This is a genomic window from Sulfoacidibacillus thermotolerans (assembly GCF_003144315.1).
GTDB lineage: Bacteria > Bacillota > Bacilli > Alicyclobacillales > SLC66 > Sulfoacidibacillus > Sulfoacidibacillus thermotolerans.
Genome location: NZ_MPDK01000008.1, coordinates 1 through 21,830, shown reverse-complemented (window position 1 = coordinate 21,830; position 21,830 = coordinate 1). Strand labels below are relative to the sequence as shown.

General features: G+C 45.8%; 17 protein-coding genes and 2 riboswitches. Of the genes, 13 read left to right on the top strand and 4 right to left on the bottom strand.

The genetic code is table 11. From position 1 onward, the window contains the following. Window positions 1–47: 47 nt before the first annotated feature. Window positions 48–129: riboswitch (ZMP/ZTP riboswitch) on the bottom strand. A gap of 50 nt (window positions 130–179) precedes the next feature. Next, entirely contained in the window at window positions 180–1,883 is a 1,704-nt protein-coding gene (locus BM613_RS06360; RefSeq protein WP_109430337.1) for a sensor domain-containing diguanylate cyclase, read from the bottom strand. A gap of 346 nt (window positions 1,884–2,229) precedes the next feature. Beyond that, a riboswitch (M-box (ykoK) riboswitch) is annotated at window positions 2,230–2,394 on the top strand. A 224-nt stretch (window positions 2,395–2,618) separates the two neighbouring features. On the opposite strand from BM613_RS06360, the gene BM613_RS06355 reads away from it, so the two are divergent. The 9 genes from BM613_RS06355 to BM613_RS06320 all read left to right on the top strand — a co-directional run bounded on the left by BM613_RS06355 (window position 2,619) and on the right by BM613_RS06320 (window position 13,730). After that, complete coding sequence (locus BM613_RS06355; protein WP_245926283.1) at window positions 2,619–3,980, top strand: NRAMP family divalent metal transporter; 1,362 nt, start codon at window positions 2,619–2,621, stop codon at window positions 3,978–3,980. A gap of 16 nt (window positions 3,981–3,996) precedes the next feature. Further along, window positions 3,997–4,170 carry a hypothetical protein gene (locus BM613_RS14990; protein ID WP_181362923.1) on the top strand — a complete coding sequence of 58 codons (174 nt, stop codon included), beginning with the start codon at window positions 3,997–3,999 and terminating at the stop codon, window positions 4,168–4,170. 252 nt (window positions 4,171–4,422) lie between these two features. Further along, complete coding sequence (locus BM613_RS15515; RefSeq protein WP_245926282.1) at window positions 4,423–5,580, top strand: VIT1/CCC1 transporter family protein; 1,158 nt, start codon at window positions 4,423–4,425, stop codon at window positions 5,578–5,580. 150 nt (window positions 5,581–5,730) lie between these two features. Next, window positions 5,731–5,931: a hypothetical protein gene (locus BM613_RS06345; RefSeq protein WP_109430336.1), complete on the top strand. Its 201-nt coding sequence runs from the start codon at window positions 5,731–5,733 to the stop codon at window positions 5,929–5,931. An 18-nt stretch (window positions 5,932–5,949) separates the two neighbouring features. Continuing rightward, on the top strand, window positions 5,950–7,638 hold the full coding sequence (locus BM613_RS06340) for an ABC1 kinase family protein (RefSeq protein ID WP_109430335.1): 1,689 nt from the start codon (window positions 5,950–5,952) through the stop codon (window positions 7,636–7,638). Window positions 7,639–7,891: 253 nt separating this feature from the next. Next, entirely contained in the window at window positions 7,892–9,541 is a 1,650-nt protein-coding gene (locus BM613_RS06335) for an L-lactate permease (protein WP_245926281.1), read from the top strand. Window positions 9,542–9,571: 30 nt separating this feature from the next. Next, window positions 9,572–10,870 carry an FAD-binding oxidoreductase gene (locus BM613_RS06330; RefSeq protein WP_109430333.1) on the top strand — a complete coding sequence of 433 codons (1,299 nt, stop codon included), beginning with the start codon at window positions 9,572–9,574 and terminating at the stop codon, window positions 10,868–10,870. 59 nt (window positions 10,871–10,929) lie between these two features. Next, window positions 10,930–12,240 (top strand): (Fe-S)-binding protein, encoded by a 1,311-nt coding sequence (locus BM613_RS06325; RefSeq protein WP_109430414.1) that lies wholly within the window; start codon window positions 10,930–10,932, stop codon window positions 12,238–12,240. After that, window positions 12,237–13,730: an FAD-linked oxidase C-terminal domain-containing protein gene (locus BM613_RS06320; RefSeq protein WP_109430332.1), complete on the top strand. Its 1,494-nt coding sequence runs from the start codon at window positions 12,237–12,239 to the stop codon at window positions 13,728–13,730. The genes BM613_RS06325 and BM613_RS06320 overlap by 4 nt, the downstream gene beginning before the upstream one ends. Before the next feature lie 51 nt (window positions 13,731–13,781). Here the strand turns inward: BM613_RS06320 and aceB are convergent, their stop codons facing one another. From aceB to BM613_RS06305, 3 genes are all read right to left on the bottom strand, one after another. After that, window positions 13,782–15,383, bottom strand: a complete 1,602-nt coding sequence (gene aceB, locus BM613_RS06315) for a malate synthase A (protein ID WP_109430331.1) — start codon at window positions 15,381–15,383, stop codon at window positions 13,782–13,784. A 215-nt stretch (window positions 15,384–15,598) separates the two neighbouring features. After that, window positions 15,599–16,909, bottom strand: a complete 1,311-nt coding sequence (locus BM613_RS06310; RefSeq protein ID WP_109430330.1) for an MFS transporter — start codon at window positions 16,907–16,909, stop codon at window positions 15,599–15,601. Beyond that, a complete protein-coding gene (locus tag BM613_RS06305) occupies window positions 16,906–17,343 on the bottom strand; it encodes a MarR family winged helix-turn-helix transcriptional regulator (protein WP_109430329.1) in 438 nt (145 codons plus the stop codon). Before BM613_RS06305 ends, BM613_RS06310 begins: the two co-directional genes overlap by 4 nt. A gap of 343 nt (window positions 17,344–17,686) precedes the next feature. Between BM613_RS06305 and BM613_RS06300 the strand changes: the two genes are divergently transcribed. The 4 genes from BM613_RS06300 (at window position 17,687) to BM613_RS06285 (ending at window position 21,718) form a co-directional block, all read left to right on the top strand. Continuing rightward, a complete protein-coding gene (locus BM613_RS06300) occupies window positions 17,687–19,864 on the top strand; it encodes a sensor domain-containing protein (RefSeq protein ID WP_109430328.1) in 2,178 nt (725 codons plus the stop codon). Between the two features lie 98 nt (window positions 19,865–19,962). Continuing rightward, window positions 19,963–20,235 (top strand): metal-sensitive transcriptional regulator, encoded by a 273-nt coding sequence (locus BM613_RS06295; protein ID WP_109430327.1) that lies wholly within the window; start codon window positions 19,963–19,965, stop codon window positions 20,233–20,235. 224 nt (window positions 20,236–20,459) lie between these two features. After that, window positions 20,460–21,020 carry a hypothetical protein gene (locus tag BM613_RS06290; protein ID WP_109430326.1) on the top strand — a complete coding sequence of 187 codons (561 nt, stop codon included), beginning with the start codon at window positions 20,460–20,462 and terminating at the stop codon, window positions 21,018–21,020. 71 nt (window positions 21,021–21,091) lie between these two features. Beyond that, on the top strand, window positions 21,092–21,718 hold the full coding sequence (locus tag BM613_RS06285; RefSeq protein ID WP_109430325.1) for a SpoIID/LytB domain-containing protein: 627 nt from the start codon (window positions 21,092–21,094) through the stop codon (window positions 21,716–21,718). Window positions 21,719–21,830 lie beyond the last annotated feature (112 nt).

Sequence of the window (21,830 nt, the reverse complement as noted above, 5' to 3'; positions counted from 1 at the left end):
CATTCTCCTTTATCTTATCGAGATAACACAAATACCGCCTGAACATCATAGGATGCCCAGGCGGTCGGCGTTGTTGCAGTCGCACTCCCTAGTGGTTTTCCACTACTTCCGCCAGTTATGCGACTGTTACTTAGTGATTGTAATTATAGCATATCATCTTTAATCTATTGTACGATTTTTCATTGCGGGGCAGTGTTGCGTTTTGCGAAGTCCTGCACGTGAAAATGTGCTATTTGGTTGCGCCCTTTCCGTTTGGCTAAATACAGTGCTTGATCTGCAAAACTAACGATTGTAGACGAAGATTGATAGTCGCTTGGAAAAACGCATGCTACACCAGCACTGATTGTCACATAAGGAAATACGGGAGATGAGCGATGGACGATTTGCAATTCTTCTACATAGTTACGGATTTGCTCGGCTGCCGCCTTAGCTGTATGAAGATCCGTATTTGGTAGCAGGACGGCGAGTTCTTCTCCGCCGTAGCGAGCAACGAGCGCTAGATCGTCTGGAAACAGTGATGCAATTGCTGCAGCAATTTGCTTTAAGCAATCGTCGCCAGCGAGGTGACCATACGTGTCATTATAATTTTTAAAGTAATCAATATCGAGTAAAATCAAGGACAGCGGTGATTGGGCGGCCGCGTGCAGCATCCACTGTGTTTCAAGTTGACGATTGAAATTGCGGCGATTGCCAATCGCAAGTAGCCCATCTAGTTCAGCAAGGCGACGCAAGGCAGCGCTTTCGGTAAGTAATTGCTGTTCTGAGCGTTTGCGTTGTGTGACATCGCGCGATACTGTCATAAAGCCAGTGAGTGTAGACTGTTTATCATAGATAGCGCGGACGGTAGATTCTAACCAGATCAACTGTCCAGATTTCGCTTGTACACGGTAGGTAAATCGCCCCATTGAACGGTGTCCATTGAACTCAGTGAGGCGTGCAGTAAGTTTCGATATGTCCTCTGCGCTGACAAAAGATAGGAAGTTTTTCCCCACAAGTTCGTTTGGTGTATAGCCGAGCAGTTCAAGGCTTGCAGGTGATACAAACGTCATCTCGCCATGAGGTGAAATTTGTGTAATGAGATCGGTCGATTGTTCTACGATAAAACGAAAGCGACGTTCTTGTTCCCGCAGGAGTTCTTCGCGATTCTTTTCTTCTGTAACGTCGCGAAAATAGACGGAGATGCCAGTAGATAGTGGATAAAGCCGAGCGGTAAACCATTTTTGGTGGAAATCGCTATACTCTGTAAACGTAACTACTGTTTGACTCTTTGAGCAAAACTCAAAGTAAGGGCGAAATGCACAAGTGGGGAAAACATCCCAAATACAGCGATCGAGCAAAGTGGCTGTAGACAGATCGAATAGTTCGCTAGCTTTGCGGTTGAGATAGATAAACTTTGACGAGTGATCTAGTGTAAAAAAGGCGTCAGTCATGCGATTGAAAGTTTCATCTAGAGAAGGGGATACACTCTGCGTTTCACGCAGATGGGTTGGGATAAAAGCACCTTTTTCAAATTGCAAGTAAAAATAGCGCAGTTGTCCATCTCTACTCATGAATGGGTAGATGGAGAGCTGACAGAGAAGAGCGGTTCCGTCTTGGCGTAAGCATCGTTTCTCTGTTTTCAGTTCGGTTGATGTTTTTGCTGTAATTTGCTCGGAGAAAAAAGCAGTCAACTCCTGATCATCCTCAGGATATAAAAGCTCTGTAAAGAAGTTTATATCTTGTAACGCAGGTGTCTCATAGCCGAGTAACGTATGCAAGGCTTTGTTTGCATGGGTGATTTTTCCGTTGGCTGTTACAATTGCGCTTGGTGTTTGGGCATAGGTGAATGCAGCATAAAAAGGATCGCAGTCATAAGGAAGCGCAGGAGTGATTTCCTTGTCCATGTGCGAGTAAACCCCTCTCTGCAGGCAGTGATCATCTATTTTAATGAAAAGCAGGAAGTCACGATGACACACGATCGCTACTCTGTTCAGTCACCTTTAGGAGGGTGTCGCGTATGATGAAAGAAAGGATGTGATAGCCTAATGTAAATAGATGATGGATTGCAACAACAGAAATTTAGTAGTAGTATAGCAATGTTTGTTAAGTTCGGTCAATTCTACTATTCGATGTAAGGAGTTAACTTTATCGTTTCTTTACAAAATGACGGCGAATGTCCATTGACAGTGATTCATGCCGATGGTATAGTTCTCACGTAAGATCGTTTTCAGTTGTATTGAACTGCATATAACCAGTCCTCGTTAGGCGAGGCTTCTATACGAATATATGCCACTGCCCGGAAACGTCGAAAGACGCCAATGGGTTGAACAGGTATTGCCGGCTTAAGGCTTTACTTAATGTGGCTGAGCATTGCTCTAAGTCGTATAGTGCCAAAGCTCAACCAGGGGGATTGTGAAAACTTCTGCGCTGATTTTTTGGTGCGTTTGTTACAATGCCTCTGGAGTAATATTCAGGGGTTTTTATTATGTCCAAATCTAAAGTAAAAAATTCCTTCCGAAAGGTGGTGGTAGGTTTGGATTCGGACCCGGGCAGTCGACGAGAACGTTGCGTTGTGAGAACGGGGATTGGATTTGTTTTGCCGTTATTCGGCCTACTACACCTTAAGGAGGGAATGTGTGATGAACAAAAAACTTGCATACAACCAAGGGATGGAAGCCCAGTTTATCGAATTTGATGACGATGCAAAAATTCGCGCGAAAGATCAGGCGAGGGTCTTGGCGTTACGTCAAAAAAAGGGATGGTTTTTTCGCCTGATGCTTGGGCTTGTGTTGATTGGCCCAGGAGTGTTAGTGATGATTGCTGACAATGACGCGGGCGGCGTGATCACATACGCACAAACGGGAGCCACTTACGGCATCGGTTTTTTTATCCCCGCTTTATTGTTGTCTGGGGTCATCGCGTACGTCGTACAAGAAATGACAGTGCGATTAGGCGCTGTGACGCATCGCGGGCATGCGGAGATGATTTGGGGACGCTATGGGGCATTTTGGGGTTGGTTTTCCCTGATTGATTTGGTACTGGCCAATGTTTTGACGCTGATTACAGAATTTATTGGGATTACGCTTGGTCTTGGCGTTTTTGGGGTACCTCATGTGATCAGTGCGATTGCTGCGATTCTGGTGGATGCGCTTGTTCTTCTAGTGCTTCGCTACTATACATGGGAGCGAGTGTCGCTTTGGATTGCTTTAGGTAATCTTATCTTTATTCCACTTGCCCTCATGGCACATCCAAATTGGTCGTCTGTGACTGCTGCTTTTTCTAATTGGAATATTCCTGGCGGCTTCACTCCTTCATTTCTATTTGTTGTGCTTGCAAATTTTGGTACGACGATTGCTCCTTGGATGCTCTTTTTCCAACAATCTGCAGTGGTCGACAAAGGATTGACGGTTCGCGATATTCGCCATGGTCGCATCGATACGGCGATTGGCACAGCTGCGATGGTGGCTGTTGCACTGGCTTTAGTAATTTTGACCGGAAGTTTAGTGCATGGTATGCCAGGGGCTGGAAATTTTGATATTCAGCAAATCTTGACGGTTCTCGGACAACGTCTGGGTTCTGTTGGAGAAGACCTCTTTGCACTGGGATTAGTCGAAGCGGGGACGATTGCGGCGATTGCACTTACGGCGAGTACTTCCTGGGCGATGGGAGAGGCGTTTCACTGGCCAAAGAGTATCAATATGCCAGCGCGTAAGGCATGGCGTTTCTATCTGCCAGGGTTGTTAAGCGCGGTTATTGCTGCAGGAGTAGTACTGATTCCCAATGCACCACTTGGATTTTTAAATTTGACAGTACAAGTTGTCGCATCGATTTTTATGCCTGCAGCGATGATGTTCTTGTTGCTGCTACTGAACGATGAAGGAATCATGGGAAAATATACGAATGGCAAGTGGCAAAATATCGCCGCCTTTTCAATCGTTGGTTTGTTGGTTGTGCTTAATGGCATTTATGGTTTATCTGTCGTCATGCCACACCTATTTTAAAAGGAGGGGAAATACGATGAAGAAGGACAGCGTGTATTTAGTTTCGCGTACGGATGACTACATGCAGCCAGTAGAGCTTACGCGAGCGAAAGTTCGTGGATGGGTGCGTGCTGTCTTTTGGGGATTGCGCTTATATATTCTCATTATGATCGTGCTTGTGATCATTGGATTTGCTCATGGGCAGGTGTGAGGAATGGACCCAGAGCGAAGAACTGGCGAGCACGTGTAAATCCGTACCTATGAGGGGATGTCATGGGTGCGGATTTTCTTATATATGTAAATGCGGCGAATGAGGAGGAACTGGGGGAGGAATTCTATAAAGACTATACACAAAGCAAGTAACTTGTAATATACTTAAAACAGTTTTGTGTTTCCTTTGGCTAAAAAAATGTCAGACATCTAATTAATTTGGTTCAGAGAAAAAAGCGAGGAGGATGGAAGCTTGGCCGTTCCAATGTCGCCTGCCGATGAGACGATGCGGCGGGCATTTGCTGAGAGTTATAGAAAAGAGGAAGAAGCGGCTGCTTTTTATGAACTCGCAGCGCGTGTAGAACAAGATCCAAAGCGCAAAGAAATTTTGAAAAAACTAGAGTTGATTGAGCGTGAGCACGCGCGCGTGTGGGCGACTAAGTTAAAGGAAATGGGCGCTGGAAGTCCGCGTTTTGAGGGGCTAAGTCAACTTGCAAATGAGATGAGTTCAGAAGAGATTTATCGTAAGCTGGATGAAATTGAACAAAGCAATGCCAAATGGTATGAATCGTTGCGCCAATTGGTTCCGGAGGGGGAAATCCGTGAGTTAATTGAGCAAATTGATGAAGACGAGTCTAACCACGATGCGACGATTCGCCGTTTTTTCACTATGTCAACAGAACATCTGGCGGAGTCTTTACAACGCATTCTTGGTCGAGAAACATGGCACAAACGTGCATCGACTGGTTGGCTTGGCGATGCAATCTATGGGGTAAATGATGGACTTGGCGCTATTTTTGGCATTATTGCGGGTGTGGCAGGATATACGGCCAACAGCCATACGGTACTTGTAAGTGGATTTTTTGGTGCTGTTGCAAGTACACTTTCAATGGGGGCAGGCGCCTGGCTTGCAACGCGGTCAGAGAATGAACTGCACCATAGTGAAATTGAGCATGAACGAAGAGAAATCAAGGAAGATCCGGCGCTTGAGCGTGAAGAGTTGTCACTGCTCTACCAATTAAAAGGGTTTACGCAAGCGGAGGCTGAGGAAATTACGGAGCGATTAGCTGTGGACGAAGACCAATTTACGAAGGCTATGATTCAGGAGGAATTAGGTTTCCAAGAGGATGCCAAAGGGAATCCCTGGACTTCAGCGGCGGTTGGCAGCTTGTCGACATTTATTGGCGGGGTGTTACCACTCATCCCTTTTCTCTTTTTAAGTGGTGTTCCAGGTATGGTTGCGGCTGCTATTGTGAGTATACTTGCGCATTTTGCGGTTGGTGCTGCGAAAAGTATTGTGACTGCGCGCAGTTGGTGGGCAAGTGGACTTGAAATGACGGCAGCTGGCATTATTGTCGGGATTGTATCGTATGGTATTGGGGTACTCGGTACGACGCTCATTCACGTATAGGAGTTTGCAGTAGTTTATCATTGCTTTTGTTACAGTTTGATCAGATCAGCTGACAACTGTTGACTTTCATTTGTATACACGCTATGGTCGAATCAGAGCATCCGCGTTGAAGTGATCTTGTTCTTCAATCATAGATCAGGTGGTGACCCTATGTTTAGATTCCTTTTGTTACTGTGTGGATTTCGCTGGTTTAGCCGACGTTCGAATAAAGAGTGTGATCACACAGAATTTCGAGCAAAACGTAGAGCTTTTCGGCGCAAGTTACGTGAGGCGTTTGATGTGTGGGACGATGAGGAGTTACAAGGTGCAACAACCGATCGCGCTGCGGATGATTCTTCGTTAACGTCGTAAGCGGCAGGGGTATTTGTGTTGAGACAATGGGTACGTTCGTTCTCTATCTTTATGTTGGCTCTTTCCTTTGTGCTAGACCACTGGCGCTTGCGCGCAATTCGTCGTTTTTCAAAAGGAGAGCGGCGGGAACGTGCGCAAGCGCGTGTTTTTTCTCGGGCTGGTACGCGTTTTCGCCGCTTTGCATTGCGTCGTAAAGGACTAATTGTCAAAGTTGGACAGTATTTGAGTGCGCGTGCAGACATCTTCCCAGTTTCATTTACACGTGAGTTAAATCAACTGCAAGATGCAGTTCCCCCGAATTCCTTTTCCTCCATTGAAGCGCGGATTGAGTCTGAACTAGGTGCTAAGTTGTCGACGCTCTTTGTGACCTTTGAGCGCACTGCGTTAGCCGCTGCCTCTCTCGGTCAAGTACACAAGGCTACGTTGCCTGGCGGTCAAATTGTTGCAGTCAAAGTTTTGCGGCCGGGTATTGAGCGGTTGGCAGAAATTGATTTGTCTGCTTTGCGCAGTTTGGCTCGCTTTATGCAGCGTTTTACAAAGTTTGGCCGTCGCCTACAAGTATGGCAACTCTACGTAGAATTCTCTCGTATCACAATGAGGGAACTAGATTATCGAATCGAAGCAGAGAATTTACAGCGTTTTCGGAAGCACTTTCAAGATAAAGGATTTGTCATCCCGGCTTTAATTCAAACGTTAGTTAGCCGTCGCGTGCTCGTGATGGAGTTTATAGATGGTGTGCGCGTGACAGATGTCCATCATTATCTTCCCCTTGGAATCAGCCCGATTGACGTGGCTAAACGACTTATCGACGCTTATCTGCAGCAAGTCTTAGAGTTTGGATTTGTGCATGTCGATCCGCATCCTGGTAACTTACTTGTACTTGCTGATGGTCGCGTTGCTTTTATTGACTTTGGGATGATGGTTGATTTTGAGCGACAAGATGTAAAACGCTTTGCTGCTTTAGTCACTGCTGCGTTAGCTCGAGATTTAGATGGAGTCGTGCGAGTAATCGATGAACTTGGATTTTTACAGCCGTATGCTGATCGTGAGGTGCTTAAAAAGGCGATTGCATTCATGCTTGATCGCATGAGTGGCCTGCGCTTAACGCGTGGCCCTGAGCTTGATGCGTTTCTCGAAGAGTTTCAATCATTTTTGCATGATGAGCCCTTGATTATGCAGGGAAAATACCTTTTCATCGGGCGAGCGCTCGGTTTGGCTAGTGGTGTGGTAACCACCTTATGGCCACAAATAAATTGGCTTGAGATCATCGAGCAAAAAGCGTTGCCGTTATTGAATCGCACACTTCACGACGAGGCAGAGCAATCTGCGCCAAATTGGAAGGATCCGTTATTTGAGGTCATTCGCAATGCCTTCGGCGAAAAAGGAGTGACTGCGGCTGAATTCACACTGGTCAAAGCGCGCGAGATCGGTCTCTCCCTCGTGCGAATCCCACCTGAGTTAGACCGAGTGTTACAAAAAATTGAACGCGATGAATTTGTCGTACAGATTGAAATGCGCGAGATTTTAAAACGCTTGGATAGACAGCACCGCCGTTCAGAGCGGTTGCTGTGGTTTGTGTTTTTTCTTCTCGGAAGTAGTGCATTTGCTTGGTTTCACATGCGTCACTGGCCGATTGCGCAAGGGGTCGCACTTGTTGCTTCGAGTATTTCCTTGCTCTCTTTTCTAGTCAACCTTTTCCGATCATAAAATATGGCACATTCGTTACAAAATTGTGATTGAAATATTTGATTTGTTTAAGTATAATAACTCTAGTTCTACTATATAGAAAGCGGTTCCATTTATTCGAAAGTTGTTGGAGGTGAAGTGTACATACTTCCAAAAGGATTCATTGATACTAAACTTTTGGAATAAAAATCAGAACATTATAAATCATAGAACGGATTGTTCGAGTGCTGTTTCCGGCGTGTATGCGCTGTGCAACTTTGTATAGGGAGAAGGGGTGCGCTTGTTCGATCAACTGCTTACGCCAGTAGGGCATTCGCTGTTTGGATCATTTCTGGTTGGGTTTATTCCGATCGCTGTTGTATTAGTTTTACTAGGCATCATTCGTACTCCTGCGTGGATTGCAGCGCTTAGCGGACTTGTCGTAGGAATGATTGTGGCATTCACTGTGTGGCAGATCCCAGCGCACCTCGCCTTCTCTGCCGTTGCCTTGGGAGCGGTATTTGCCGTTTGGCCAATCATGTGGATTGTTTTTGCAGCGATGTGGTTGTACAACATTAGTCAACGAACAGGATCGTTTGAACTGTTTCGTCGTTGGATGTACAAAAATGCCACGAATGATAGACGGTTGCAAGTGTTGATTATTGCTTACGCATTTGGAGCCCTGATGGAAGGGATCGCCGGATTCGGGACACCAGTAGCGATTGCATCAGCACTACTTGTTGGTTTAGGCTTCCCTGTTCTTGAAGCGGTCGTTTTGACGCTGATCTTTGATACGGCTCCAGTTGCTTTTGGTGCACTTGGTGTGCCAATTGTCTCACTTGGTGCCGTTACAGGGTTACCTGTTGCGAATTTGTCTGCCATGGTAGGGCGACAATTGCCGCTTTTTGCGTTCCTTCTTCCTTTTTATGTTTTGCTTGTCATGGGCGGTTGGAAATCCCTCAAAGGAGCTTGGCCAGCAGCGCTCGTAGGCGGTTTTGCCTATGCTGCAACCCAATTTCTCGTATCTAATTTTATTGGCCCACAGCTGCCTGATGTACTTGCTGCAATGGTCGCTTTGGTTTCTTTAGTTCTTTTTACGCGTATTTGGAAGCCGAAAGATTCAGATCAGTTCCAATCCTATATTCATCAAGCGAACCTTGAGACAGCAGCTGCAACAGAACTTTCATCGCAACAAGCGGCAACTGGATTAAGTGGCAATCAGATATGGCGTGCCTGGGCACCCTGGATTCTCATCACCGCTACAGTCATTGTGTGGACATTTTTAGGTATTGCGAGCATTGGTGTGCAGAACGTCAAATGGCCAGGGTTGAATAAACTCATTTATTTAACTCTTTATCATAAATCCTATGTGGCTGTCTGGTCTTTTCAACCATTAGGATCTGGGACACCCATTCTTGTTGCTTTAATCATTACAGCACTGGTATTAAAAACGGGATGGAAGACATTTTGGTTAGCGGCAGCAGATACATGGGAGCAATTAAAATTCCCGATTCTCACCGTGATGGAGATTGTTGCATTGGCCTATCTGTATAACTACTCGGGCATGGCTTACACCCTTGGTCTCGCAGTAGCGACACTCGGCGCCTTATTCCCCTTTTTCTCCGGTTTTCTTGGTTGGATTGCATGTTTTCTTACGGGTTCAGATACTTCTTCAAATGTTTTATTTGGGAATCTTCAGGTTGTCGCTGCAAAACAGCTGCATCTTAGTCCAACCCTCATGGCTGCGACGAACTCAAGTGGTGCGGTGATGAGTAAGATGATTTCGCCGCAAAACGTGTCGACAGGCGTATCGACAGGAGCTTTACGCAACCAAGAAGGGAAAGTTATTCGCAGGACTTTCATCCATAGTCTTGTGCTAACAGCATTACTCGGAATTTTAGTCGTATTACAGACGCACGTATTGTCGTTTATGGTGCCAAAGTAAAGTGAATGAAAGGAAAGGGGAGAGTAAGTAGTGCTTGCGCAAGATGCAGTTGTTCAAATACGCGATGAAATTAAACGCTTACTACACATAGAAGCACAAATAGACGAACAGCTGGCGCACACATTGACAGGGCAAAGTAGCCCTGTCGTCTGTGTTTCACCCGTCGTAGAAACCCAAGTTGCCGCGCTTTTACACCTCGCGTTTGACCGTCAGTGGACCGTGATGCCATTAGGCTCAAAGACACAGTTTCAAATGGGGCAAGCGGGTGAAAAAATTGATATTGTTCTTTCTTTGAGTCATCTGAATCAAGTGATCGAATATTCTCCGGCAGATTTGACGATCCGCGTTCAGGCGGGTGTAACACTTGAACAATTGCAACAGATCGTGAATGCCAAAAGACAAATGCTGCCCCTTGATCCTGCATGTGATCCTAAGGCAACAATCGGTGGTCTTGTCGCAACAAATGCAAGTGGACCGTTACGAGCTCTCTATGGGAGCTTACGCGATTTTACGATTGGACTCACTGTTGTATACCCAGATGGTCAGGTCATCAGAACAGGTGGAAATGTCGTGAAAAATGTAGCTGGTTACGACATGACCAAGTTATTTATTGGATCATTGGGTACGCTTGCCGTAATTACACAAGTCGTATTTAAACTAAAACCTCTCCCGCCGCGAAGTGATTTGAGTTTACTTAGTGGAACCTTTCTTGCGATGAAAGAATTGCTAAATACACTTAGGGAATCGGAAGCTGTCTTTAGTCGATGTGAGTGGATCAGCGGGGGTTCGTTTACAGAAGGAGCGCAATGGTTACTTGCACTTGGGTGCGATGAGCCCATGGCTGCATCAGATGTACAGGCGGAATTTTTAGAGTCGCTTGCCAAAAGTTATGGACTAACTTTTATGCGTTTAGTAAATGCGGCTGCAGATGAATTTTGGCACCAATATCGCCAACAATTAGGGGAAATCTCGACTGCGATTCGGATCTCGAGTCCTCCTGAACAAATGCCAAAACTCGCTGATGAATTAAAGGTGCGCTTTGCACAAGAGGGTCTTGTCGCGCTCTCAATGACAGTGCCTGCAGGAGTCGGTCATCTTTACTTAGAGTTACGTACTTCCACGCAGATTGCGCAAATTATTCAACAGTGTCGTGATCTCGTTCACGCGGTAGGTGGAACCGCTGTGTTACTGAAAACGACAGTGCATGATGCGGAGATTGACACTTTTGGGCCTGTTGCAGTGGAGGTACAGCGACTCTGTAACCAGGTAAAGGAAATAGTTGACACTCGTCGCATTTTAAGTCCAGGACGCTTTATTGGAGGGATCTAATCATGGAGAAAGTGCCATCATATGCGGCGACGGTGGAGTCATTTGACGGAGCGGAGAACATGCAAAATCAAGGTTTTTTTGTTTGGCCTGATGCCCCTGAAAAAGATTTATATTCGGTTTGTGTCCACTGTGGCTTTTGTCTAGAAGTTTGTCCAACTTATCAACAACTAGGGAATGAAAATGAATCTCCGCGCGGCCGAGTATACTTGATTAAAGCCGTGGGGCAAGGAATTATGCCGCTTGATCAAGCGGTAATTGACCCAGTATTTAATTGTTTAGACTGCCGAGCCTGCGAAACTGTTTGTCCCTCAGGAGTAAAAGTTGGAACACTCATCGAAGAAGCGCGGGGGCAAGCGTTGTATGCTCAACCGAAAACAGGTGCGGCAAAATTGACACATGAATTCTTCTTGCATGGTGTTTTCCCTTCTCCTCGTAAACTAGGTGTCGCGCGCAAACTTCTGCGTTTTTATCAGCGATCGGGATTGCAGCGCGCGTTGCGTAATTCTGGTGCACTGCGGTTGCTGCCCAAACATTTGAGGGAGATGGAAGCAGTGTTACCCAAGGTCTCGGCACAGAGCGCGCGGACGGCACTTTCAGTTGAGGTACAAGAACCTGTTGTACAGGCGAAAGCGACGGTAGGGCTTTTCACAGGCTGCGTGATGGACGTATTGTTCAGTGAAATCAACCTTGCTACAGCAAGGGTAGCGCAGCGTAACCAACTGCGCGTCAAAGTGCCCAAAGAGCAAATTTGTTGTGGAGCGCTTCAGGTACATGCAGGAGATCGTGAGCAGGCTCGTAAAATGGCGCGCCGCAATATTGATGTTTTTCTCGAGGCAGAAGTTGACTATATCGTGATCAATGCTGCAGGGTGTGGCGCAGCAATGAAGGAGTACCCGGAACTGTTTAACGATGATCCCGAATATTTTGCAAAAGCTCAGAAATTTGCACAAAAAGTACGTGATATAGCGGAAGTTTTAATAGAAGTGGGGTTCGATCCGCCAAAAGCCCGCTTAAAGCGGACAGTGACTTATCACGATGCATGTCATTTGGCTCACGCCCAGCAGATTCGTTCTCAGCCGCGGGAACTTTTGCGAGCGATTGAGGGGATTCATCTCATTGAGATGAAAGATTCGGACAGGTGTTGTGGCAGTGCTGGGATCTATAATCTCACGCATAAGGAGATGGCTTTACAATTGCGCGAGCGCAAGATTGCAGATTTACCTCGCGAGGCAGAAGCTGTGGCGATGGGGAATCCGGGATGTATGTTGCAAATAAAAGCAGGGATTCAAGCTGGACAGTTAGATATGGAGGTAGTTCATACAATTGAATTACTTGATGAAGCTTATCGGTTGGAGCGTGAGGAGGCATGAATCAATCAGAACTCATTCATGAATTACTTGCAATACTTGGACCCGAGAGAGTCCTGTATAAAGAATATGAGCTCATTGCATATGAATGCGACGGCTATGTCGCAGAGCGCGGACGTCCCCGAGCGGTTGTTTTTCCTGAGACGACGGAAGAAGTGGCGCAAATTGTACGGCTATTGCACGGCGCAAAAATTCCATTTTTACCGCGTGGAGCAGGTACGGGATTAAGTGGTGGTGCGACAGCTATGAATCGGGAGGTCGTGATCAGTTTAGTACGCATGAATCATTTACTGCATGTTGATTTTGAAAATATGCGTGCAGTTGTACAACCGGGCTATATTAACTTGCAATTAACAAAACAGATCGCACAGAAGAATTTCTATTATGCACCAGATCCATCTAGTCAATCAGCGTGCACAATTGGAGGTAATCTAGCAGAAAATGCAGGAGGATCACATTGCCTTAAATATGGAGTGACAACGAATCACATTGTGGCGGCAAAAGTGGTGTTGCCAACTGGAGATGTTGTTGAGTTAGGCGCAGCATTTGGTGAGGCGGTAGGCTATGATTTGCTTGGCTTGCTCATCGGATCTGAAGGCACACTGGGTATTGCAACTGAGATTACTGTTCGTATTTTGAAAAAACCACAAGCTGTGAAAACGATACTCGCGATGTTTGATCGGGTTGCCGATGCATCAGACACAGTGACAGCCATCATTGGAGCGGGAATCATTCCAGCGGCGATGGAAATGATGGATCAATTGGCGATGCAGGCTGTCGATAAGAGCAATTATCACGTTGGCTACCCTTCTGATATAGAAGCCGTATTGCTTATTGAGGTGGATGGGTTGACGGCAGGTGTCATTGCACAGTCAGAGCAGATTGTGGCGATTTGTGAGCAACATCACGTGCGGACAGTGCAAGTTGCCGCTTCAGACGCAGAGCGTGCCTTGTGGTGGAGTAGTCGTAAAATGGCGTTTGGCGCTATGGGGAGGATATCACCAGATTATTTAGTGCAAGATGGGGTGATTCCGCGCACCAAACTTACCGAGGTGCTTCAGAGAATACATGAGATCAGTGAGGCTTCGGGGCTTAGGATTGCGAATGTATTTCATGCGGGAGACGGAAATTTACATCCGCTCATTTGCTACGATGCGAGTGTTCCGGGAGAGATGGAACGGGCGATGCGTGCTGGCTCAGAAATCCTGAAGGTGTGTGTTGATGTCGGAGGCTCTATCACAGGAGAGCACGGTGTTGGAATTGAGAAGATTGAAGAAATGAAATACTTGTTTTCAGAGGCGGAATTATGTGCGCAAATCGCGATTCGAACCGTTTTTAACCCGGAGGATTTATGTAATTCAGGTAAGTTAATTCCCAAACCCGGACGTTGCGCCGAAATAAAAAAGATTCCAGCCACGATTGAACGACATGAGAAAATTTTTTCGAGTTTTGGAGAGCAAACGCAAGCACTTTTGGTAAAAGGGGAAAGATAACAGATAAAAAGCGCCAGTTTCGACATGTTACTGGCGCTTTTTATCTAGAGGTTATGCGAGTTGTTCATACCCAGGGACGGTGAGGAAGTCGATAAAATCATTGGCTATGCTCAGAGAACGGAAAAGCTCTTTTGCTTGTTCAAACTTTCCCTGTGCAAATGCTGTTTCTCCGATTGTTTCCCTGATTTTATTGAGTTCCTCATTCATTAAAGCGTCAAATAACTCGACAGTGACTTTTCGACCGTCTTGTAAAATTCCTTTCGGATGATGGAGCCATTGCCAGACCTGAGCTCGAGAAATTTCTGCTGTTGCTGCATCTTCCATAAGGTTAAAGATTGGTACTGCACCAAAACCGCGCAACCACGCTTCGATGTATTGGATGCCCACGCTGATGTTTGTGCGCAGGCCCGCTTCTGTAATCGGTCCTTCTGGTACTTCAAGGAGTTCTGCGGCGGTAACGGTTACATCTTCGCGTTTGCGATCAATCTGATTTGGCGTTGGCATCAGTTCATCAAAGACGGCGAGAGCGACTGGTACTAAAGCGGGATGAGCAACCCAAGTTCCGTCATGCCCATCTCTTGCTTCTCGCTCTTTATCTAGGCGCACTTTATTTAGCGCTTCCTCATTAGCAGCTGGATTGTTTTTAATGGGGATTTGGGCGGCCATTCCGCCGATGGCTGGGGCATTGCGGCGATGGCAGGTACGCACAGTAAACTGCGTATAGGCACGCATGAATGGGACAGTCATTGTGATTAATGCGCGATCAGGCAAGATGACATCCGGTTGGTTGCGCAATTTTTTAATATAGCTAAAGATATAATCCCAGCGCCCACAGTTTAACCCTGCAGAATGTTCGCGCAGTTCATAGAGGATTTCATCCATCTCAAATGTGGCAAGGATCGTCTCGATCAGTACAGTGGCTTTAATACTGCCACGTGGAATCTGCAGCATTTCTTGAGCATACACAAAGACATCATTCCACAGTCGCGCTTCTAAGTGACTTTCTAACTTTGGTAAATAGAAATACGGTCCAGACCCTTTTTCCAAAAGTTTTTTTGCATTGTGATAGAAATAGAGGCCAAAATCAACAAGGGCTCCAGGAGCTGCTTCGCCGTCGATTTGGATATGTTTTTCAAGTAAATGCCATCCACGTGGACGCACAATCAAAACAGCAACTTGATCCTTTAACTGATACCGTTTTCCTTCGTTGCTCGTAAATGAAATCGTGCGATCAATGGCGTCGCGCAAGTTAATCTGTCCGCCAATGGAATTTTCCCACGTTGGCGAATTTGCATCTTCAAAGTCAGCCATAAACAGTTTAGCCCCTGAGTTAAGGGCGTTAATTACCATCTTACGGTCACCTGAAGGTCCAGTAATTTCCACGCGACGATCCAAAAGATCAGCTGGCAACGGGGAGATCGTCCAATCACTGTTGCGAACTTCTTCGGTTTCAGGCAGAAAATCGGGGAGAATGCCGCTATCGATTTCCTTTTGACGTTCGATCCGCCTTTGTAAGAGATTTTTGCGAGTCGGATTAAACTTTCGAACGAGGGAAGCGACAAAATGCAGTGCGTCAGAAGTAAGAATTTCTGCATATTCAGGGGTGTACGTACCAGTTATCGTAACTCCTGTGGGGCATTGATATTTTGACATGTGGACATAACCTCCTATGCGTGTGCACGGATGATAGAGTAGATCGAATTTTCTATGCTCATCATAGCAAATTATTATGGATTATGGAACATAGATCTGCAATATAGAACCGCATCTTTCTCTCTGAAATAAAAACTCGAACCCTCATCTATACAGATGCAGCGTCCGAGTGTAGAAATATGTAAATTTAAAGAATAGATAAGGACTTCATTGGATTAGGGGAGTGAGGTGTGTGTTTGCGGCTCATATTTTCCCATCATCGTACTGAACATGATGATGTAAGCAAACTGTAGGAGTGAAGCGAGGAGAAACGGCCAGAAGAGGGTTCCCATTCCAAGTAGCCAACCGCCGATAGCTGGGCCGATGGCAGAGGGGATATTCCATGAAACTGAATTTAAACTACTCGCCAATCCACGCCTTTGATCGCGAACAAGGCCGACACTAAAAGCTTGTCGAGCTCCCATCGAACCCCGGTTGACAATTGAACGAATAATATACAAAATTGCAGCGAGAGTGAAGGTGGGCATAAAAGGCAATGCAATGAGTGTGGCAACACCTAGTAAGCGCGGGAGTATAATTGATTTTGTGAGTCCCACTTTTTGAGATAATTTTCCTACAAGTAAAGAGGAGGCACCAGTTAAGAAGAAGGTGAGACCATAAACGGGGCCAATCGCTTCTGGACCAACCCCATAGCGCACTGAAAACCAATAAGGCAAGAGCGGTGCAATGAGGCCCACTCCGAGGGAATTTACACTATTGACGATGATGAGCAAAAATAATGCCCTGTTTTCTTTTTTACGCAGTAAGTCTTCATTTTCCACAATTGTCGTGAGTTCGGTCGATTTTGTTGTCGTTGCGTCTGTTTTGAGTATAGTCCGTGGATTCGAACCATGATTTATTGGTGTTTCTTTGAGTGTGAAAATTTGCAAGTAATTAATGAGTGCGATGACGAGATTGAGGAAAAACACGGGGTAAAAAGCGTGAGGCCCTGTTTCGCCAGGCAAAAGATGTACGAGATAGGCACTAAGCAGAGCGCCAATCCCCATACCCCAAAATTGAAGAGCTGCATTTAAACTAAATACAGATCCCCTAATTGTACTAGGAATATGCTGGGCAAGCCATGCTTGTTCGGCAGGGGCGAAAGGACCTGATGCACCATTTGCTCCCCGGCCGAATCCAAATAACACGGCGATTAATACCAATAACCAAACGCTGTGATTGATTAAAAGGAGTGCTGTACCCAGTGTGAGACCGGCTTCGTAAATTAAAAGAAAGAGACGTCTGCCAATTTGGTCGCTGGCAATTCCGATAAAAAGGCTTAGGACTGCCCCAGAGAGTCCTGCTGCCATGAGTAAGAGGCCAATCTCTGGCGCAGTCCAAGCGCGAGCGCGCAGATACAAGGTGAAGTCTACGGCCAGTGCCCCCTGCGCAATACTGCGTAAAAAGCGCGCAGATATGAGTCGACGCGTGCTGTTGTGGAGAGATTTAAAACCACTCCAAGTGTACGGTATGGAGGTTGGGTTCATTGTTCTCTCTCCTTTGTTTCGTATCTTTCTAACGTGTCATTGTCATCAGATACAACAAGTTGCAAAATTCCCGATAGAGTTTCCAGATGCGTGTTAGACAAGTTTGTTAAAAGTGTCGCGACGCGCTGCTCATAATGGCGCAGAGCTTCGTGTAAAGCCTCGGCGCCTGCAGGAGTACAAAAGATACGCACTGCTCGTTGATCTTCAAGAACAGGTTCACGTCGGATGTAATTTTGCAATTGTAATTTATCCAGTGCTTGTGTCACCCCGGGGGATGAGATCTGCAGCTGATCTGCGAGTTCGGAAACCGTTTTGCTACTCTGCGCTAAAAGCGATAAGATTCTCAATTGCGGTCGTGTAAGGGGACCATAACGTCCAGCTAGTCGATGGTGAATGATGAAGAGTGCGCGTGCAATTGCATGAACAGAGTCCATAGTCTCCCCCAATTTATTTAAGTAACTTAATTATATAATTAAGCAGATTCTAACTGCAAATGCCACTCGCAAAGAAAAAATGGGATACTTAATAGATAAAGATTAACAGGGGGCCGTGATCTCTGCATAGTGAGTTAAATTTTTCATCTCGACAGCAGGGTTTTTTCTTTCTTATGTCGAAAACAAATGGGTAAAAATTGTCGAATTAGCAAGAATGCTGTCGAGTTTTCTTTGAGCAAATTTTTTATACCACTGTAATAGATCGCCATGGCAGCTTGATGCTGTATGTGAATGCACTTTGCGGTGCAGTAAAGTGCGAGAATTGGCACCAGGAGGATCTTAAATGGGGAGACGGACTACACCATTCACATACAATACTGAATTTATTCTGCAGGCGATTGACCTGGGGGTTTATGGAGTCGATGCACAAGGTTGCATCGAGTTTTGCAATGATGAATTTACTCGCATTCTCGGATATTCCAAAAAGGAATTGGTAGGTCAGCACGCACATCGCTTATTTCACGATCGCACAGCAGCGGGTGAGGTACTTGCAGAAGCAGAATGTGCTCTTTGTCGCTTGCGAGATGACGAAGGTGTGCAACGTGTTCACTATGAACGATTTTGGACGAAACATGGCGTTCCTGTAATTGTGGATTGCACGAGTTTGCGGGTTACAAAAGACGGGTTAGTGAGCGGTCTGCTGGTGTCTTGTCGCCCATTAGACACATTCGTACGGGCAGATACGATTTTATTTTTCCAAAATCAACTACTAGAAAGAATTGCAAAAGGTGAAAATCTCCGCGCGATTATGGAGAAGTTGTCTGAATATGTGGATCAGTTATTTCCTGGTGCAAAAAGTTCAATTTTGCTCTATGACGCTGTAAAACAAGGGTTGCAAGAGTATGTAGGAAACAACCTGCCCAAGGACTTTTACACAGCCATCGCAGAACATGCAGCTGTTTATGAGCGAGAAGGGGGTTATCAGGCAGGGGAATCACTGTGGCGGTCGGTCTTTACATCATCTGTACCCTCTTCGATCCAAGATCCAGCTTTTTATTGCACGTACCCGCTTGCTACAAGAGACCATAAAATACTGGGGATTTTCGTGCTTGTGTTTGGTCAAAATCGGGAACCTGCTCCTAGTGATTTACGGCTTTTAGAGATGCTCGTCCATTTGGCAGGTCTTGCTGTAGAACGTGAGTATAGACAGCAGAAGATTCAAGAACTCGCATGTTTTGATTCGATTACTGGGCTTGCGAATCGCGTGTTATATTGGGAAACGGCGACGCGCGAACTGACAGAAGCAATTGAAAAGCAGAACACTCAATTTGCTATATTGTTTTTTGATGTCGATCGATTTCGAACAGTTAATGAAGGACTTGGACATGAAGCAGGGGATCTGTTGCTTAAAACGATTGCAGAACGACTCAAGCAATCAATTGGCGAAGAGCGCTTTGCTGCTCGTATCGGTGGCGATGAATTTGTTGTAATCCTGAAAGACACGTTATTAGAACAGGATGTCTTAGAATTTGCGCAGAGGATTCATGAACTTCTCGCACAACCGTTTGTCTTAGCGCAAGGACAAGTTATCCATCTTACAGTCAGTATGGGGGTAGCTATGTACCCACAGCATGGGAAGGACGTTTATGTCCTAACAAAAAATGCGGAAACGGCTATGTATGTTGCAAAAGACAGCGGTCGCAACACTGTGCGTTTTTATGCACAAGTTATGGAGTCAAATATTCAAGAAAGAATGTGGATTGAGGAAGAACTTGACTATGCATTAAAAGAACAACAATTTAGGGTGTTTTATCAACCGAAAATGCACATTGCAACGGGGCATATCACGAGTGCCGAGGCACTTTTGCGGTGGTTTCATCCAGTGAGAGGGTTAATTTCACCAGGTGAATTTATTCCGATTGCGGAACAGACCGGTCAGATCGTCGCTATTGGGGAGTGGGTAGTAAAAAAAGTGTGTGAGCATCTTACCCGTTCGACTGAATTAGGGCTCCCTCTTTTGCCGATCGCAGTCAATGTTTCGCCAAAACAATTTCAACATCCACAGTTCATCTATAAACTCAGACAAATATTTGAAGAAACTGGCGTGGATCCTAGTTTTGTTGAAGTTGAGATTACTGAGACGACACTGATGGATAATACAGAAGAAACGTTGAACAAATTGCTGCTCCTAAAGCAGATTGGTGTTCGGATCGCAATTGATGATTTTGGAATGGGGTATTCTTCTCTAGGATATTTGAAGCGGTTTCCTGTTAATGCCTTAAAGATCGATCAATCATTTATTCGTGAGGTACATGATGAGAGTACTGCAGCGATCGTTACAGTGATGATTGCCCTTGGCCATCAATTGCAAATGCATGTGATTGCGGAGGGAGTAGAGACTGAAGCGCAACTCGACTTTTTACGGCAACACGGATGTGATGAAATTCAAGGTTATTTGTTGAGTAAACCCATGCCACTGAATGAATTTCGCGATTTTGTGCGGAAAAACTATGGGTTATAATCGATCCTTCACAAGTACTACGACGTAGATAGATAATCTGCGCCGTTTTGACATATACGGTACATGGGTATACTATAAATTAGGATGGGGGTGGGTAGATGCATTTGTATCAGCAAAACCGTGACGACCTGTTGGTTCGTTTGCGGCGCATTGAGGGGCAAGTGCGCGGAATTCAAAAAATGCTGGAGGATGATCGCTATTGTGTAGATATCCTCGCACAAATTTCTTCGATCAAAGCGGCGCTTGGGAAGGTGGAGTTAGCGTTGATCGAAAGTCATACGCGTGGTTGTGTGGCGGACGCCATCCGCACAAATCAAGGGGACGAAAAAATTGAAGAACTGATGCAAGTGTTAAAGGTACACTTGAAATAACAGTACGAACCAGTTACTGTAATTTTGAAAATTAGTTATAGGGTATGTCACCTCTATATGAATGACAACGCGTTCAGCGATTTTGCGCTTGAACGCTATTTTTGTTTCACGTGTAGCGCGTGTCGAATGTTGGAGAAACACGCGTGGAATAGGGATGAAAGTACATTGGAATGATAGGGAGTGTGTGGTTGGAAGCGATATCAAAGGAAAGAAGGGATGGCCATATGAAAAAATGGGGATCTGTATTCGCTGTTCTCATCGTGATGATGGGCATGAATCTTGCCTCTGCAAAGGATGCCAGGGTTCAAGCAAAAGAGTTAAAGATTTCTTCGGGAGGGGCCGTGACAGTTGAGTTTCGAGTAGCAAATGTACAAATGAAAAAAATTGAAGGGGCTCGCGTTACGGTCGTCGACAACCGCGGCAAAATTATTGAAACAGGTTTGACTAATCGTGAAGGGGTTTGGGACGCGCGGATTGCGACACCAACAGATCGCAGATTTGCTCCAGTTCGAAAAATGGGCACTGTGACGGCCTTGTTATTTGCTGACGGCTATAACGAGACAATCGTCTTTGATGTACCCGTTGAGCAAGGGCAAATTCAACCGGTTACGCTAAATCCGATTGTGCCGAATCAACGCAATGAACCGCACGCAGAGTTAGGTGCAATTCACCGCTTGACGATCATAGGGTTAATCAATCATTACGCAGAGATGCAAAAATTGAAGAAACAGCCACCGATTCCTGGGGAGTTAAATTATGCGCCATGGAGTCCACGGACACGGTGAGGTCATCTGTGATCCGTATGTTCAGGGACTTGCGCTTTTTGCTATGCCTTATTCAAGGAGGGCTCGGATAGATGAAAAGGCCATGGATTGCCGCGATGGCTTTATTCGCCGTACTACTTTGGGGTGGCGCTGTGGTTGTACCAAGTGCTCATGGGCAAGTGTATGCCTATCATACGATTTACAATACTCCCCTGCCAAGCGTCATTCATGTAGCCATTCGAGCGAATAATGATCCGCGCGGGCAAATTTTGTGGGTCCAAACGGTTGGTTTTCAGGAGTATTGCTCGGACGTGTTACCCAATGAATGGTTCTCAAATTGGAAGCCAGAAGCGTTGAAGGCTGGAGCGATGGCTGTCAAAATGTTTGGGTGGTATCATGTTTTGCACCCTGTGACGATTGATGGTTTTACGTTTGATGTGGATAATACGACCAATTTTCAGGAATATAAGTATATGAGTGGTCGTTTTGAAACAGATCAAGCGGTGCGAAACATTTGGCCTTATGCGTATGTGTATACCAACGGGGGAATTGGCCCTTTGGATTTCCGCGCAGGGATTCCTAATAACGCGAACTGGATGTACAACCACTCACAAAAAATGGCACAGTGGGGATCGGAATATCTGGCTAATGCAGGGATGAATTACATACAGATCCTCGGATTTTATTATACGGGCAGGACGTTGTTGCAGGGACCTTAACAGATTACTTTGGCGCCAAGTGTATCTGGGCGCCAAAGTTTATTGTACGCCCGGCATGGGCGGAATCTTTAGGGTGTAAGTCCCGAACGGGGGTTGGCGACAAACCTACCGT

Coding starts and splice junctions, on each gene's coding strand:
- BM613_RS06360 (WP_109430337.1), bottom strand. CDS start 1,883: ATGGACAAGGAAATCACTCCTGCGCTTCCTTATGACTGCGATCCTTTT.
- BM613_RS06355 (WP_245926283.1), top strand. CDS start 2,619: ATGAACAAAAAACTTGCATACAACCAAGGGATGGAAGCCCAGTTTATC.
- BM613_RS14990 (WP_181362923.1), top strand. CDS start 3,997: ATGAAGAAGGACAGCGTGTATTTAGTTTCGCGTACGGATGACTACATG.
- BM613_RS06345 (WP_109430336.1), top strand. CDS start 5,731: ATGTTTAGATTCCTTTTGTTACTGTGTGGATTTCGCTGGTTTAGCCGA.
- BM613_RS06325 (WP_109430414.1), top strand. CDS start 10,930: ATGCAAAATCAAGGTTTTTTTGTTTGGCCTGATGCCCCTGAAAAAGAT.
- BM613_RS06320 (WP_109430332.1), top strand. CDS start 12,237: ATGAATCAATCAGAACTCATTCATGAATTACTTGCAATACTTGGACCC.
- aceB (WP_109430331.1), bottom strand. CDS start 15,383: ATGTCAAAATATCAATGCCCCACAGGAGTTACGATAACTGGTACGTAC.
- BM613_RS06310 (WP_109430330.1), bottom strand. CDS start 16,909: ATGAACCCAACCTCCATACCGTACACTTGGAGTGGTTTTAAATCTCTC.
- BM613_RS06305 (WP_109430329.1), bottom strand. CDS start 17,343: ATGGACTCTGTTCATGCAATTGCACGCGCACTCTTCATCATTCACCAT.
- BM613_RS06300 (WP_109430328.1), top strand. CDS start 17,687: ATGGGGAGACGGACTACACCATTCACATACAATACTGAATTTATTCTG.
- BM613_RS06295 (WP_109430327.1), top strand. CDS start 19,963: ATGCATTTGTATCAGCAAAACCGTGACGACCTGTTGGTTCGTTTGCGG.
- BM613_RS06290 (WP_109430326.1), top strand. CDS start 20,460: ATGAAAAAATGGGGATCTGTATTCGCTGTTCTCATCGTGATGATGGGC.
- BM613_RS06285 (WP_109430325.1), top strand. CDS start 21,092: ATGAAAAGGCCATGGATTGCCGCGATGGCTTTATTCGCCGTACTACTT.